Here is a 12,626-nt window from a genome sequence, read left to right as displayed (position 1 = left end):
GAACCCTTATATAGAAAGGCATTTAGCGATTTTTGTCAATTGTTTTTGCTCTAGAGCGAACTAATCAATTAAGTCTCTTGCCAGATAAGGATTTAGTCGATTTATGCCCCCCTATCGAACCATACCAAGTAACGAAGAACCAATAGTTTCAAACCTATAGCAGTAAGCCATCAGCTTTGAATCAGTTATATAGGAAGTTGTCGTTTTCTTTTCACTGTTTACTGATTACTGTTCACTGATAACTGAAAAATCCCCACCCTACCCAATCACCTCCTGTAAATCCGTCGGTGCGAGATTAGGATAAACCACTTCACCATCCTTAAACCAGATAATGCGCTGAGAGTGACGCGCCACATCGGCCTCATGAGTTACCATGACGATAGTAATGCCACTGTTATTCAATTCCGAGAAAATAGCCATCACCTCTTGGGTAGTTTTCGAGTCTAGCGCCCCCGTCGGTTCATCAGCAAGTAATAATATGGGTTGATTGACAATTGCCCTAGCAATAGCGACGCGCTGCTGTTGTCCCCCCGATAATTGATTGGGTTTATTGTGCAGTCGATTATCCAATTTTACCCTCGTTAAAGCAGCGATCGCTCTTTCCTTTCTTTCTTGGGGAGGAACCCCACCATAAATCATCGGTAACATGACATTTTCTAGCGCACTCATCTGGGGTAAAAGATGGAATTGCTGGAAAACAAAGCCGATTTTGCGATTGCGAATCTGAGCTAAATCCCCATCCGGCAGCGTGGAAACGTCGAGATTTTCTAGATAATAGGACCCCGAGGTGGGACGATCAAGACAGCCGATAATATTCATGGCTGTGGATTTTCCCGAACCCGAAGCGCCCATAATAGCGCAATATTCCCCTTTTTTTAGGCTTAAATTGATGTTATTAAGGGCTTTAACCATGGTTTCGCCACTGCCGTAGATTTTAGACACATTTTCGAGGCGAATAATTACCGGTTGATAGACTTCGGCTTTATCGTTGCGTTCGCTGAGAGAGGAAGTATCAAAACTCATGAAATAAATAGGGTTTGCTGTTCGCAAGAGGTACATTATCGATGTTGAAAAGCTTAATCAGCAAAGGTTTAACTGTGCCACACAGGTGTGAGAACCGCTATAAATAAATAGAGATAAAACGAATAAATGCAGCTATTCTAACCTGAGCAATTCTCCATTCAAGCAACATCCTTGAGAAAACCGACTAAAGGCAAGAAAACCGGCGCTAAATTCGATCGAGCTACGGCTAAACAGGGATAGGAGCGATCACTATAATTTTCCCCCACCTGTAAGGGAAAAATCTTTTCTCCTAAAGAGATAAATACCCCGTCTGCGGCCTGTAGAATTGCCCAAACTGCGGCAATATCCCAGACTTTTGGGGTTGCTTCCACTCCTCCCAAGACAGTGCCATCGGCAACCAAAAGCAGATTATAACTAGCTACTCCTATCATCCGCACTTTGCAGGGAAAGGGATTTTTGAATACATCTGTACTACGAGCGCAGAGATTAAACAGATGATTTTTGCTGGGAAAATCGTCGCTGGTGTGAATCGGTTGACCGTTGCAGTAGGCCCCCTCTGGACCGGTTAAATCCGTCTCACCGTACCAATAACCATAATAGGACTGTTTCAGGCAGGGGAGATAAACAAATCCGAACACGGGAGTCCCCCGGTAGAGAAGTCCCAGGGAAATGCCCCAGATGGGAATACCGCGAGTAAAATTAGTCGTGCCGTCGATCGGATCCACTACCCAACACCATTCTTGATCCGGGAAAATATGGGTAGTTTCCTCGGTTAAGACTCCATGATCCGGGAAAGTGCGGGCAATTAGCGATCGCAATTCGCCATCGGACCAACGGTCGGCATCCGTCACTAAAGTCCCGTCTGCTTTATTGGTGGCCTGTAATTTGCCAAAATCAGCTAGTAGGCGATCGCCAACCTGGCCGGTAGCCTGATAACAAAAGTCTAAAACCTGACTCCAAAAAGTTTCCATAATTTTCTCGTTCGTCTTCTAGTAGAATATCAAATCATTGTCTAAACTTAGGTAGTCGAGATTGAGCGCGGAACCCCACCAGGAGATCAGACTAGCTACCCGTCTAGAAGCGATACTTTACCTAAAAGGGCAGCCTGTCTCCTTAACCGAGATGGTGAGATTAACCAACAGCGATCGCTTGACGGTGGAAGATGCCATGATCGAGTTAATGTCCGATTATGCTCACCGGGATAGTGCCTTGGAAGTGGTGGAAACCCCCCTCGGTTATAGTTTACAATTGCGGTCAGCTTATCAGAATTTGATCGAAGACCTGATCCCGGCCGAATTAGGCACGGGAACCCTCCGCACTTTGGCAGCGATCGCACTAAAAGAACCGATTTTACAAGCGGATTTAATTAATTTACGAGGCAGTACGGCCTATCAACAGGTTCAGGACTTGGTAGAACGAGGATTTGTGAGAAAACGCAAGCAAAATGAAGGTAGATCGTACTGGTTGGAAGTAACCGATAAATTTCATCAATATTTCGAGGTTGACAATCTTAGAGAACAGGGTATTCTGGAAGCTACCGATCGGGAATAAGGAGAGAGAGAGTATATTAAGGGTGAATGTTTGATCACTGAGCTAAACTTGAGGAAGATGGGGGGGACTTCAGGCAATCAAGAAGAGCGATTTGTTAACCTAGATATAATAACCACTACAGCGTGGGAGTTCTGATGACTTTTAATCCTGATTTTTTTCCCTGGGAAACCGAAGAACAAAATGATAACTGTCTAATGCAGTATCTCCAGCAGCAGCATCCTGAAACCCTTGAGAGAATAGCCCAATCCGTCAGTAGCGAAATTAAAGATATTATCTCGCAAAACGTCAGGGGATTGGTGGGAATGCTGCCCTCAGAGGATTTTGCGGTACAAATTACCACCGACCGCGAGAATTTGGCTAATCTTCTCGCTTCAGCGATGATGACGGGTTATTTCCTCGGTCAAGTGGAGAAGCGCCATCATTTAGAATCAATTTTGTTAGCTACAGAATCAATTAAATTAGGCAAAAAACCAAAAATAGATTAATCTTCACCCCAAAAAGATAGAGACACTTTCATCGGTGTCTCTATCGGTTTTTAACCCCCTTTGGCAAAACTCACCATCACCAAAATCGAGAGCAGGATACCGGGGACAAGTAAACCCGCTAATAATCCAAATTCAGTCAGCGTCATAGGAAAATATGCCCAAAATTCCATCACTTCCCACTCTAACCCCCTCTTCTGGCCACCTCAACAAAGCTTAAGGAAAATTTAAAGCCTTTTACCAGTTTTTCTCCTATCAGTTGTCCGACTAGACAAACCAAAGAGAGTCGTTTTGATGTTGCCAAGCGGTTTATAATTCTTTTTTCAGCGCCCCGTATAAAGCTGAATAATCGTCCTCTGCGAATCCCATTTCTAAAGCTTTTTCCAGAAGGCTCTGTACTCCTGTTAGGGGAAAAGTGGTTAAATCTAACTTCTCCGATTCCTCTAAAAAGAGATTGACATCTTTGAGTAAATGTTTAGTGGGAAAATTAGGGTTAGCATAATTTTCTTCTAACATTCTGGTTAATTTTTTATCAAAAGTAGGCGCATATAAGGCACTTTGACGCAGGATAGTCATGAACTTTTCTATATCTACTCCTTGCTGGGATAAAAAAGCTAAACTCAAAGCAAAAGCACTGGTTAGAGAGGCAATTAATTGATTTAAAGCTAATTTTAACGCCGCAGCGGTTCCCACTGCCCCGATTAACATCGGTTCTTGACCAAAATTTGCTAATAAATTTGACCATTGATGGAACTGTTTCTCCGTTGCTCCCACCATAACTAAGAGAGTCCCATTTTTAGCTTCGGGAATACTTCCTAACACGGGTGCTTCTAGATATTCTCCCCCTTTAGCCACAATTTGATCTCGCAGTTGTTTACTTTCAGAAGGAGCAATAGTTCCCATCTGGATAATAGTCCGATTATTGAAGTTAGATTGCTCGGAATTTAATCCTAAAACCTCTTGGATAGCGGCGGCATTAGTTAACATTAAAATTAGACAATCTGCCTCTTGAATAACTTGCTCAGGACAGCTAACTGTTTTGGCTCCCAACTGCTGTAAAGGTGCTAATTTTTCTAAGGTGCGATTATAGGCAATAACAGTAATTTTCTGATTTAATAATCTTTCTACCATTGGCGTTCCCATTAATCCTGTTCCCAAAAATCCAACTTTCATAACTCGCTTTTTTCCTGATTTATTGATTAGTTTTTACTTGTTTTTATGGCTGTCCAATGACGTTCGGAAGACTGATAAATTTTAACATTTTTTAATCCCGATTGCTGGATTAAATCTTCGATTTCTGCTAGGGTAAAAGCGGCATGGAGAGAATCCTTAAATAGTTGCGCTTGTCGGGGAGAAAAATTAGGATCGATTTCCCTCACCATCCCCTGGATTATTTCCTCGGAATCGGGACGGAATAAATCTCTTAAAAAAATGCCACCATTGGGTTTTAAAACTCGCTTAATTTCCCTTAAAAAAGGCAGAGGATTTTCGAGATGGTGGATTAAACTATTAGAAATAACTAAATCAAATTGCTCGGATTGATAGGGAAGATTTTTTCCATCAACTTTTTCTAATTTGATCTGTTCTTGACAGTTAGCACTCAGGATATTTTTGTGACCAATTTCTAACATAGAATCGGCCAGATCAATAGCGATAATTTGCCATTGGGGACGCAGTTGACTGAGCATAATCGGAATGCGTGCAGTGCCAGTTCCTACATCTAACACCCTAGCATTAATGCCGGCCAATTGTACGACTTCTTTAGCAAAATTAGTATTAACTTCGGTGAAGTCCATGGCATCATATTCGATCGCTTCTTCCCGATCATCCATTACTTCTGGTTCTAAAATTCTTTCCATAGAAAAGCTATCCTTAAGGATTACAATATTCACAATACATCGGATCGGCGGTTTTTTCACCGTTGGGAAAGAGTTTTTCCTCTCGATAATCACAGCTTTGACAACCGTATAGTTCCAGTTTAATTAAAGAGGTGGGAAAGTGACATAAACCACAGGGTAAACCCGCTTTTCTTTCGATAATATCAAACCCCGGACAACCACAATTAGGACATAATTGACTAAGTTTCTGCACCAGATTTGTTGTTGCGGCAACAATTGCTTTCATCCGCGTGGGATTGTGCATAGCGCGCATATCGGTTTCTAGGTGTACTTTGCCGTTTTTGTCAAGAATATCTTCAACAATTTTAACGAAATTTTTCTCGTCAGTAATTCCCTTAAAAATCTGCTCGGAGTCGAGAGAATTTTTATCAAACATCACCACTAAACCATGACTAGGAAACCCGATTTTTTCGGCAAATTCTAAAGCAGCTGCTAGATTAGTTACAGTTTGGTGAGCGTGATTAGTTTCCGTGACTATTGCTTGACCAATTATTTCTAGATTATGGACTCGATCGAGCAATAAAATCAATTCACGATTACAGGAAACTAACGGCAAGTTGGGATGGGGATAAAAACTACCTTCACTGGCAATTCCTATCTCGTATCCCGAAAGCTCGATCGCTTCTTGTGCTTTCCTGCGAGCGGTTTCAATTTGTGTCCCGATGCGCTTAATATCCCGGGTAAAAGTGCCAAAGCGATCGGTATTAAAATTATCGGGTACAATCACCTTAAGACCTATTTCTTGCGCTAAAATCGGCGCTATTACCCGCTCTTTTCCGTGCATAGTCCCTAAAATTGCTATCCGATCTTGAAACATCTTTTCTTGAAACATCTTGATCAAGGAAAAAGTAAAAAACAGCAATCAGCGAAAAGAAAACGGCAATTTCCTACTTAAGACTGTCCACTTAAAACTCACATCTGATAACTGATAACTGATAAATGATAACTGATAACTGATAACTGATGGTGGGTTACGGCGAATACTAAATAGGTGGTAAAATATCTAAATTATTGTCGCCTAACCCACCCTACGCTAACTCACATCTGATAACTGATAACTGATAACTGATAACTGATAACTGATGGTGGGTTACGGCGAATACTAAATAGGTGGTAAAATATCTAAGTTATTGTCGCCTAACCCACCCTACACTAAGTTTCTGGGGTTTTTCCCTGAGCTTGTTTTAATCTTTCTGCTGCTGTTTCCATGACTTCTGCAAAGTTTTCGAGAATTTCCCCGGGGTGCGCTTCCAGGATTTTTGTAGATAGGGAAATGCGGTTTTTATATTCGTCAATTTCCGCAACTACCACTTGAATTGCTTGACCAACTTTAAAGAAAGTCATGGGAGAATTAAAAGAGGCTCCCGTCACCTGTTTAGCATGGAGTAATCCCGTCACTCCACCGCAATCAACAAAGACACCGTAGGGTTGTAATTTAACCACAGTGCCACTTAATAATTTACCCACAGCTAATTGACTGATAGCGTTAGCGCGAGCAATTTCTCGCTGAGATAAAACTAATTTATTATTTTCTTGATCGATTTGAATAAAAGTTGCGGTTAAAAGTTGTCCGATCAGGGAATCTAAATCATTTTTTTCGATTAAATGGGAGCGAGGGATAAATCCTTTTAATCCTTCCACTTCTCCCGTCACTCCCCCCTTATTCACCCCCGTGACGCGCAGCTGTACCGACTTGCCACTTTCAGAGATTTCCCTGACATTTTCCCAAGCTTTTTGTAGTAATAATTGCCGCAGAGACAGGGTAACTTGTCCTTCCGCATCCTGTCCACGGGTAATCAGAAAATCGAATTCTGCACCTATAGGTAAAGCTTCGGGAATGGAAGTAACATTTTCGAGGGAAATTTCCCTTAAAGGAATAAAAGCGGAGGATTTGCCGCCAATATCGATGAATGCTCCATCGGAGGTGTGTTGATCGACTCTCCCGCGCACGATTTGCCCTTTTTCAAATTGATAATCGTATTGATCAAGAGCTTTGGCAAAATCGTCCATGGAAAAGGCTGGGTTCGGTGTCATGATAAATAGAATGGTTACAAGTATAATTTCGAACTGCTTCCAGTGTAAGCTGAAGCTTGAGGAGTCAGACCATTAAGATTTAAGAAGGCTAAATAACTCTAGCACATGATCCCAGGCAGATTTGGCCGCATTAGCATTATAACTAGCCCTTTGGTCGCAGAAAAAGCCATGGTCGGCGTTTTCATAGCGGAAAACTCGATGAGGAATTTGATAACGGGTTAATGCTTTTTCTATCTCATCCACTTGCTTTTGAGGAATACTGGTATCTAACACCCCGAAAAATGCGTAGATTGTCCCTTTGATTTGGGGAGTCACCTTCACTGTCGCTTGACCACCCCCAGGGGTTCCCGTGGTGATTCCTGCACCGTAAAAAGAGGCAGTAACTTTGATATCCTCTAGAGTGGAGACAAGATAAACCACATGACCACCAAAACAAAAACCGATCGTGCCGACACCGGTTTTTTGCACCTGTGGCAAACTATAAAGATAATCGATGGTGGCCTGGATATCGCTGATTAATTCGGCTGCTTTGGTTTGTTCTTTGTACTGACGACCGATTTCGATATCTGCCATACTATACCCCGTTTCAAAACCGGGAGCAAATCGCTGATAAATGGCAGGAGCGATCGCTATATAGCCTTCTTGGGCAATTCTGCGGGTAACATCGCGAATATGGTCGTTTACGCCGAATATTTCCTGAATCACGATAATTGCTGGATAAATTCCCCCTCGATCGGGAATGGCTAAATAGGCATCTATGTCAATATCTTTGTTAGGAATCGTAACAGTTTGCGTATTAATAGTCATAATTTTCTCGGTGAAAAGCGGATTGGTTTTAGGGTTTTAGGGTGTTAGGGTGTTAGGGTGTTAGGGTTGTAGGGTTTTAGTTGAAATTCCCCATCTCCCCATCTCCCCATTCCCCATCTCCCCATCTCCCCATTTCTCCACTTCCCCATTCCCCCATTCCTCAAATTAAAACAAACTTTTCCAAGGCCGCAGCCACCCCATTTAAGTTTACACTGGGGGCAACCCAATCGGCTTGATCCTTAACGGCTTGGGGAGCATTACCCATGGCGACACCGACACCCGCATAGGTGAGCATAGAAACATCATTAAAATTATCACCGATCGCCATAACGTTTTTTGGTTGTAATCCTAGGATATCTTCGGCCAAAAATTGGGTGGCACTTCCCTTGGTAGCCTCAACGTGGGTAACTTCAAAAAAAGTCGGACTCGATTGGGTAAAGTATAAATCTTGATTTTGATAGCGTTGCTGTAAATGCTGCCAAATCTCGGCGATAAATTGCTTATCTTCCCCCATGGCCAGGATTTTAGTAGTTTTGTGGGCCACTTTGCGTAAATCTCCCACTGCTTCGGCAATAATACCCGATCGCTGCCGATAGAATTCCGTTTCCGCATTTAATTGCCGCACATAAAGCACATCGTCCATATAAAAATTAAGGGAGATTTTCTCCTTCCATTGGGGTTGTTCGAGATAATCTAAAAGATCGATCGCCAAGTCGGGGGAAATGGGGGTATGTCGATGGTGAACTTGGGAAACAGGATCTTGAATCCAAGCGCCATTGTAAGCAATTATAGGTAAAGTGGATTTAAGGCGTTGATGAAAGCGTAAAGCCGAGCGGTACATCCTACCAGTGCCGATAGCGACGGGAATTCCCTTTTTTTGGACGGCCGAGACAGCTTGCACCACAGCCGGATTAACCTGATTGTTATCCCCGGCGATCGTTCCATCCACATCAACAACGATTAAGCGAATATCCACAGTCTTTTCCCATTCAACAGTCAACAGTTAATAGTTTGCCACTTCCGCCCTCAAAAAGGGTAATAATTAGGGTTTACGGCAAAAAGTTTTTCGTGGGGGTAGGGTGTGGCCCCCCCTACCCCCCCGACATCGGGGGGGTGTAGGGTTTTACCAGTTTTGAGGTGGCCAATTACCTAATTTTCAGGGAAAAAGTGCCTAAATTTCCCCCCGATCACTCCTATATCCAGTATTTTTTGATTGACAAAAGGTCTAAAAGTCTTACCCAACAAGGTTTTTAGATTTATTCAGCAAGCTCTAGTTAGATATGTGTAATTAATTTTGCTTAGGTACTTAATTACATCAAAAACTGCTCTGGTTAATTATTTTTAGCTAGTTGACTAACAAGCCATGCTCTTAAATTCTTTTCTGCCCTCACTTCATCCTCTTTAGCAGTGGCTAAAAATTCATAGAGTTTAGTTTTCGGAACTAGGGGAAAAGTCGGACTAAATTCTCCTTCCTGATAACCCCCCTTGTCTAACCGATAAATGCGCCAGATTTGTCCATTAAAACGCCATAATTCCGGCACTCCCAAACGGGCATAAAGTGCTAATTTATTAATATCCGTGTGGGTAATATCCACTTCCACCACTAAATCTGGGGGCGGATCTTCAGTTAAATTAATCCTTTTTCCCAGCACTTTAGCTTGATTTTGAATATAGTAGGCATTATCGGGTTCTGCTCCTCGTTCTAAATCTTCCCTAGCTAGAGTTGTGGAACCCATACTTTTAATTTTTAAACCCAATTCGGACACCAAAAAATAGATAAAACGTCCGATTAATTCCCGATAAAACTCGTGTTCTTCTAGGGGCATAGTAATCTCTAAAGTGCCACGATCATAAAATAAATGGGCGCGATTATTTTCTCCTAGTGCCTGTAAAATTTGCTGATAGGATAACCAACTGAGATGATAAAAAGTAACCCGTCTTTCTGCCCGGATTTCGCTAGTATTTAACTCTAGAGGAACTGTCACCATAATTACCTCAACTTTTAGCTAGTTGACTAACAAGCCATGCTCTTAAATTCTTTTCTGCCCTCACTTCATCCTCTTTAGCAGTGGCTAAAAATTCATAGAGTTTAGTTTTGGGAACCAGGGGAAAAGTGGGACTAAATTCTCCTTCCTGATAACCCCCCTTGTCTAACCGATAAATGCGCCAGATTTGTCCATTAAAACGCCATAATTCCGGCACTCCCAAACGGGCATAAAGTGCTAATTTATTAATATCCGTGTGGGTGATATCCACTTCCACCACTAAATCTGGGGGCGGATCTTCAGTTAAATTAATCCTTTTCCCCAGCACTTTAGCTTGATTTTGAATGTAGTAGGCATTGTCAGGTTCTGCTCCTCGTTCTAAATCTTCCCTAACTAGAGTTGTGGAACCCATACTTTTAATTTTTAAACCCAATTCTACCACCAAAATCCGAATAAATAATCCGATTAATTCTCGATAAAACTCGTGTTCTTCTAGGGGCATAGTAATTTCTAAAGTGCCACGATCATAAAATAAATGGGCGCGATTATTTTCCCCTAGTGCCTGTAAAATTTGCTGATAGGATAACCAACTGAGATGATAAAAAGTAACCCGTCTTTCTGCCCGGATTTCGCTAGTATTTAACTCTAGAGGAACTGTCACCATAACTGCCCCGAAAACAGCGAAATTTATGCCCAAAAAAGGGGGTTGATTCACCCCCTTTGTATCTTATCAAACCAGTGCCGGAACTTGGGGCCAACGCCCGATCGCCTTACCAATGACCGCTAACTCCCGAGTTAATCGATCGAATCGGTCCGGAGTCAAGGATTGCGGCCCATCAGATAGGGCCTTCGCCGGGTTAGGATGTACCTCAATCATCAAGGAATCGGCCCCAGCTGCCAGGGAAGCCATGGCCATGGTCGGTACATATTCCCATTTACCCGTACCGTGGCTAGGATCGATCATGATCGGCAGGTGGGTTAAAGTTCTTAAAACGGGAATACAGGATAAATCTAGGGTATTGCGAGTATATTTACTGTCAAAGGTGCGGATACCGCGTTCGCAGAGAATGACATTGCTATTTCCTGCGGCGAGGATATATTCTGCCGCCATCAGCCAATCTTCAATAGTGGCCGCCATGCCGCGCTTGAGTAGGACTGGTTTCGGTTGCGCCCCAACTTTTTTCAGGAGGGAAAAATTCTGCATATTGCGCGCCCCCACTTGCACCACGTCGGCTATTTCGACAATCTTAGGGAGATCCGCCGCGTCCATTACTTCCGTGATAATACCCAAACCACTGGCATCTCTAGCCGCCGCTAGTAATTCCAAAGCGCTTTCCCCGTGACCTTGGAAAGCGTATGGAGAAGTGCGGGGTTTGTAGGCACCCCCCCGGAGGAATTGCGCTCCGGCTGCCGCCACTCGTTTGGCAGTTTCCACGATCATGGCCTCATTTTCCACCGAACAGGGGCCGGCGACAATGCTAACGGGATGATTTCTGCCGATGGGGATAACACCGTTAGGAGTAGGGACTAAAACCTCGCTGTATTCCCCGTGACGGTATTCTAAACAGGCGCGTTTGAAGGGTTGTTCGACTCGTAGGACGGTTTCGATCCAAGGGCTTAATTCTTGGATTTGTAGGGGGTCTAATTCCCTGGTTTCTCCGACTAAACCGATGACAACTTTATGCTTACCGACGATTTTCTCGGGACTTAATCCCCATGCCTCGAATTCGGCACCGATGCGCTCGATTTCAATTTCCGGGGAACCAACTTTCATGACAACAATCATGGCATTAACCTTTTATTGTTTCCTTTAATCTCTATTGTTGACGATTTCTAGAGGTTATCTATTTTTCTTCCACTTCTTTTTTGCCGGACCGCCAAGCGGCGATCGTTCTACCAAAATTAGCTTGAAATTCTTGCCATCCTAGCCAATCCCCCACCCGATCCTCATCCCAAGAAGCGGAGAAGATGCCATAACTCAGACCGATAAAACCTAGACCAAATAGGCTTAAACTGACGAGCATGGCGACGTAGGAAGGGATTTCGAGAAGATCGTGGCTAATAATCCAGTAGAAGCCAAAAAAGGAAGCTATCCCCAGTGCCGTCGGCAGGCCACAAAATACCGCCATCCGTTTGGCCATCCGTTGACTGACCACTTGCGGAATCGCCTTTAAGCTGGTTTCCTCGGAGCGATTTTTTAGGGGCGGTGGCACGGGACTAGGGGCAATTTTCGGGGTTTTTCGCTTATTTTGGCGCGGCTCAAAGGGGAGACGTTCTTTTTTCTCCGTCGATTTCGATTCAGAGGCCATGGTAGGGATGCAAAGGGGGTATGCTTAACGGCGAATTCCGAGACGACCAATCAGGGTTTGATAACGTTGTTGATCTTTCTTCTGGATATAGGTTAACAGTCCCCGACGACGACCGATCATCTGGAGTAATCCCCGACGGGAAGCGTGGTCTTTTGGGTTAGCTTTCAGGTGTTCGGTCAGTTGGTTGATTCTCTCGGTTAAGAAAGCTACCTGTAACTCCGATGATCCTGTATCGGTTTCGTGGGACTGATATTGGCTGATTAGTTCTTGTTTTTTGGTCTGGGTTAAGGCCATAGGACTCGTGATCTCTGCTTAAATACTGCAATCTATTATAGTATCACGTTTCTGGTCGATCCGTAAACATTGTTCGGGAGGCAGGGTGATAGGGTGATAGGGTGATAGGGTGATAGGGTGATAGGGTGATAGGGTGATAGGGTGATAGGGTTTTGGGGTGATGAGACAACTTCCCCACTTCCCCACTTCCCCACTTCCCCACTTCCCCACTTCCCCACTTCCCCACTTCCCCACTTCCCCACT

15 protein-coding genes and 1 pseudogene are annotated in these 12,626 nt (G+C 43.5%); 2 read left to right on the top strand and 14 right to left on the bottom strand.

Annotation, left to right across the window (positions count from 1 at the left end):
- Window positions 1-258 precede the first annotated feature (258 nt).
- Both IM515_RS04840 and IM515_RS04835 read right to left on the bottom strand, forming a co-directional pair.
- Window positions 259-1,023, bottom strand: coding sequence for an ABC transporter ATP-binding protein (locus IM515_RS04840; protein WP_287628410.1), 765 nt, complete (start codon window positions 1,021-1,023; stop codon window positions 259-261).
- Window positions 1,024-1,181: 158 nt separating this feature from the next.
- Window positions 1,182-1,994 (bottom strand): inositol monophosphatase family protein, encoded by an 813-nt coding sequence (locus tag IM515_RS04835; protein ID WP_287628411.1) that lies wholly within the window; start codon window positions 1,992-1,994, stop codon window positions 1,182-1,184.
- A gap of 61 nt (window positions 1,995-2,055) precedes the next feature.
- Between IM515_RS04835 and scpB the strand changes: the two genes are divergently transcribed.
- Complete coding sequence (gene scpB / locus IM515_RS04830; protein ID WP_002788024.1) at window positions 2,056-2,574, top strand: SMC-Scp complex subunit ScpB; 519 nt, start codon at window positions 2,056-2,058, stop codon at window positions 2,572-2,574.
- Window positions 2,575-2,708: 134 nt separating this feature from the next.
- Entirely contained in the window at window positions 2,709-3,059 is a 351-nt protein-coding gene (locus tag IM515_RS04825; RefSeq protein WP_002735620.1) for a DUF760 domain-containing protein, read from the top strand.
- 306 nt (window positions 3,060-3,365) lie between these two features.
- Here IM515_RS04825 and IM515_RS04820 read toward each other — a convergent pair whose 3' ends face one another.
- The 12 genes and pseudogenes from IM515_RS04820 to IM515_RS04765 all read right to left on the bottom strand — a co-directional run.
- Window positions 3,366-4,229 (bottom strand): NAD(P)-dependent oxidoreductase, encoded by an 864-nt coding sequence (locus IM515_RS04820; RefSeq protein ID WP_287628413.1) that lies wholly within the window; start codon window positions 4,227-4,229, stop codon window positions 3,366-3,368.
- Between the two features lie 26 nt (window positions 4,230-4,255).
- Complete coding sequence (locus IM515_RS04815) at window positions 4,256-4,915, bottom strand: class I SAM-dependent methyltransferase (protein ID WP_287628415.1); 660 nt, start codon at window positions 4,913-4,915, stop codon at window positions 4,256-4,258.
- A gap of 13 nt (window positions 4,916-4,928) precedes the next feature.
- Window positions 4,929-5,786 (bottom strand): DUF6671 family protein, encoded by an 858-nt coding sequence (locus tag IM515_RS04810; RefSeq protein WP_287628416.1) that lies wholly within the window; start codon window positions 5,784-5,786, stop codon window positions 4,929-4,931.
- Window positions 5,787-6,106: 320 nt separating this feature from the next.
- A complete protein-coding gene (locus IM515_RS04805; protein ID WP_043998706.1) occupies window positions 6,107-6,964 on the bottom strand; it encodes a S1 RNA-binding domain-containing protein in 858 nt (285 codons plus the stop codon).
- Between the two features lie 96 nt (window positions 6,965-7,060).
- Entirely contained in the window at window positions 7,061-7,795 is a 735-nt protein-coding gene (locus IM515_RS04800) for a dienelactone hydrolase family protein (protein WP_287628417.1), read from the bottom strand.
- A gap of 160 nt (window positions 7,796-7,955) precedes the next feature.
- Window positions 7,956-8,771 carry a Cof-type HAD-IIB family hydrolase gene (locus IM515_RS04795; RefSeq protein ID WP_287628425.1) on the bottom strand — a complete coding sequence of 272 codons (816 nt, stop codon included), beginning with the start codon at window positions 8,769-8,771 and terminating at the stop codon, window positions 7,956-7,958.
- A gap of 355 nt (window positions 8,772-9,126) precedes the next feature.
- On the bottom strand, window positions 9,127-9,783 hold the full coding sequence (locus IM515_RS04790; RefSeq protein ID WP_287697892.1) for a Uma2 family endonuclease: 657 nt from the start codon (window positions 9,781-9,783) through the stop codon (window positions 9,127-9,129).
- A 7-nt stretch (window positions 9,784-9,790) separates the two neighbouring features.
- Window positions 9,791-10,444, bottom strand: a complete 654-nt coding sequence (locus IM515_RS04785; protein ID WP_353737135.1) for a Uma2 family endonuclease — start codon at window positions 10,442-10,444, stop codon at window positions 9,791-9,793.
- A 66-nt stretch (window positions 10,445-10,510) separates the two neighbouring features.
- Window positions 10,511-11,566, bottom strand: coding sequence for a 3-deoxy-7-phosphoheptulonate synthase (gene aroF, locus IM515_RS04780; RefSeq protein ID WP_287628422.1), 1,056 nt, complete (start codon window positions 11,564-11,566; stop codon window positions 10,511-10,513).
- Between the two features lie 58 nt (window positions 11,567-11,624).
- Window positions 11,625-12,089: a PAM68 family protein gene (locus IM515_RS04775; RefSeq protein WP_002763019.1), complete on the bottom strand. Its 465-nt coding sequence runs from the start codon at window positions 12,087-12,089 to the stop codon at window positions 11,625-11,627.
- Window positions 12,090-12,113: 24 nt separating this feature from the next.
- Complete coding sequence (gene rpsO / locus IM515_RS04770) at window positions 12,114-12,383, bottom strand: 30S ribosomal protein S15 (RefSeq protein ID WP_002741886.1); 270 nt, start codon at window positions 12,381-12,383, stop codon at window positions 12,114-12,116.
- A gap of 18 nt (window positions 12,384-12,401) precedes the next feature.
- Window positions 12,402-12,626: pseudogene (locus IM515_RS04765) on the bottom strand (hypothetical protein); the annotation flags it as partial.

It is taken from the genome of Microcystis sp. M44BS1, assembly GCF_020244875.1.
Taxonomy (GTDB): domain Bacteria; phylum Cyanobacteriota; class Cyanobacteriia; order Cyanobacteriales; family Microcystaceae; genus Microcystis; species Microcystis panniformis.
Note: the sequence above shows the minus strand (reverse complement) of the source record. Positions and strands in the feature narration are given on the sequence as shown.

Excerpts from the sequence above, each read along its gene's own strand:
- IM515_RS04790 (WP_287697892.1), bottom strand. The coding sequence starts at position 9,783 with ATGGTGACAGTTCCTCTAGAGTTAAATACTAGCGAAATCCGGGCAGAA.
- IM515_RS04800 (WP_287628417.1), bottom strand. The coding sequence starts at position 7,795 with ATGACTATTAATACGCAAACTGTTACGATTCCTAACAAAGATATTGAC.
- IM515_RS04805 (WP_043998706.1), bottom strand. The coding sequence starts at position 6,964 with ATGGACGATTTTGCCAAAGCTCTTGATCAATACGATTATCAATTTGAA.
- IM515_RS04825 (WP_002735620.1), top strand. The coding sequence starts at position 2,709 with ATGACTTTTAATCCTGATTTTTTTCCCTGGGAAACCGAAGAACAAAAT.
- IM515_RS04815 (WP_287628415.1), bottom strand. The coding sequence starts at position 4,915 with ATGGAAAGAATTTTAGAACCAGAAGTAATGGATGATCGGGAAGAAGCG.
- IM515_RS04775 (WP_002763019.1), bottom strand. The coding sequence starts at position 12,089 with ATGGCCTCTGAATCGAAATCGACGGAGAAAAAAGAACGTCTCCCCTTT.
- IM515_RS04835 (WP_287628411.1), bottom strand. The coding sequence starts at position 1,994 with ATGGAAACTTTTTGGAGTCAGGTTTTAGACTTTTGTTATCAGGCTACC.
- IM515_RS04810 (WP_287628416.1), bottom strand. The coding sequence starts at position 5,786 with ATGTTTCAAGAAAAGATGTTTCAAGATCGGATAGCAATTTTAGGGACT.
- IM515_RS04820 (WP_287628413.1), bottom strand. The coding sequence starts at position 4,229 with ATGAAAGTTGGATTTTTGGGAACAGGATTAATGGGAACGCCAATGGTA.
- aroF (WP_287628422.1), bottom strand. The coding sequence starts at position 11,566 with ATGATTGTTGTCATGAAAGTTGGTTCCCCGGAAATTGAAATCGAGCGC.
- rpsO (WP_002741886.1), bottom strand. The coding sequence starts at position 12,383 with ATGGCCTTAACCCAGACCAAAAAACAAGAACTAATCAGCCAATATCAG.
- IM515_RS04785 (WP_353737135.1), bottom strand. The coding sequence starts at position 10,444 with ATGGTGACAGTTCCTCTAGAGTTAAATACTAGCGAAATCCGGGCAGAA.
- IM515_RS04840 (WP_287628410.1), bottom strand. The coding sequence starts at position 1,023 with ATGAGTTTTGATACTTCCTCTCTCAGCGAACGCAACGATAAAGCCGAA.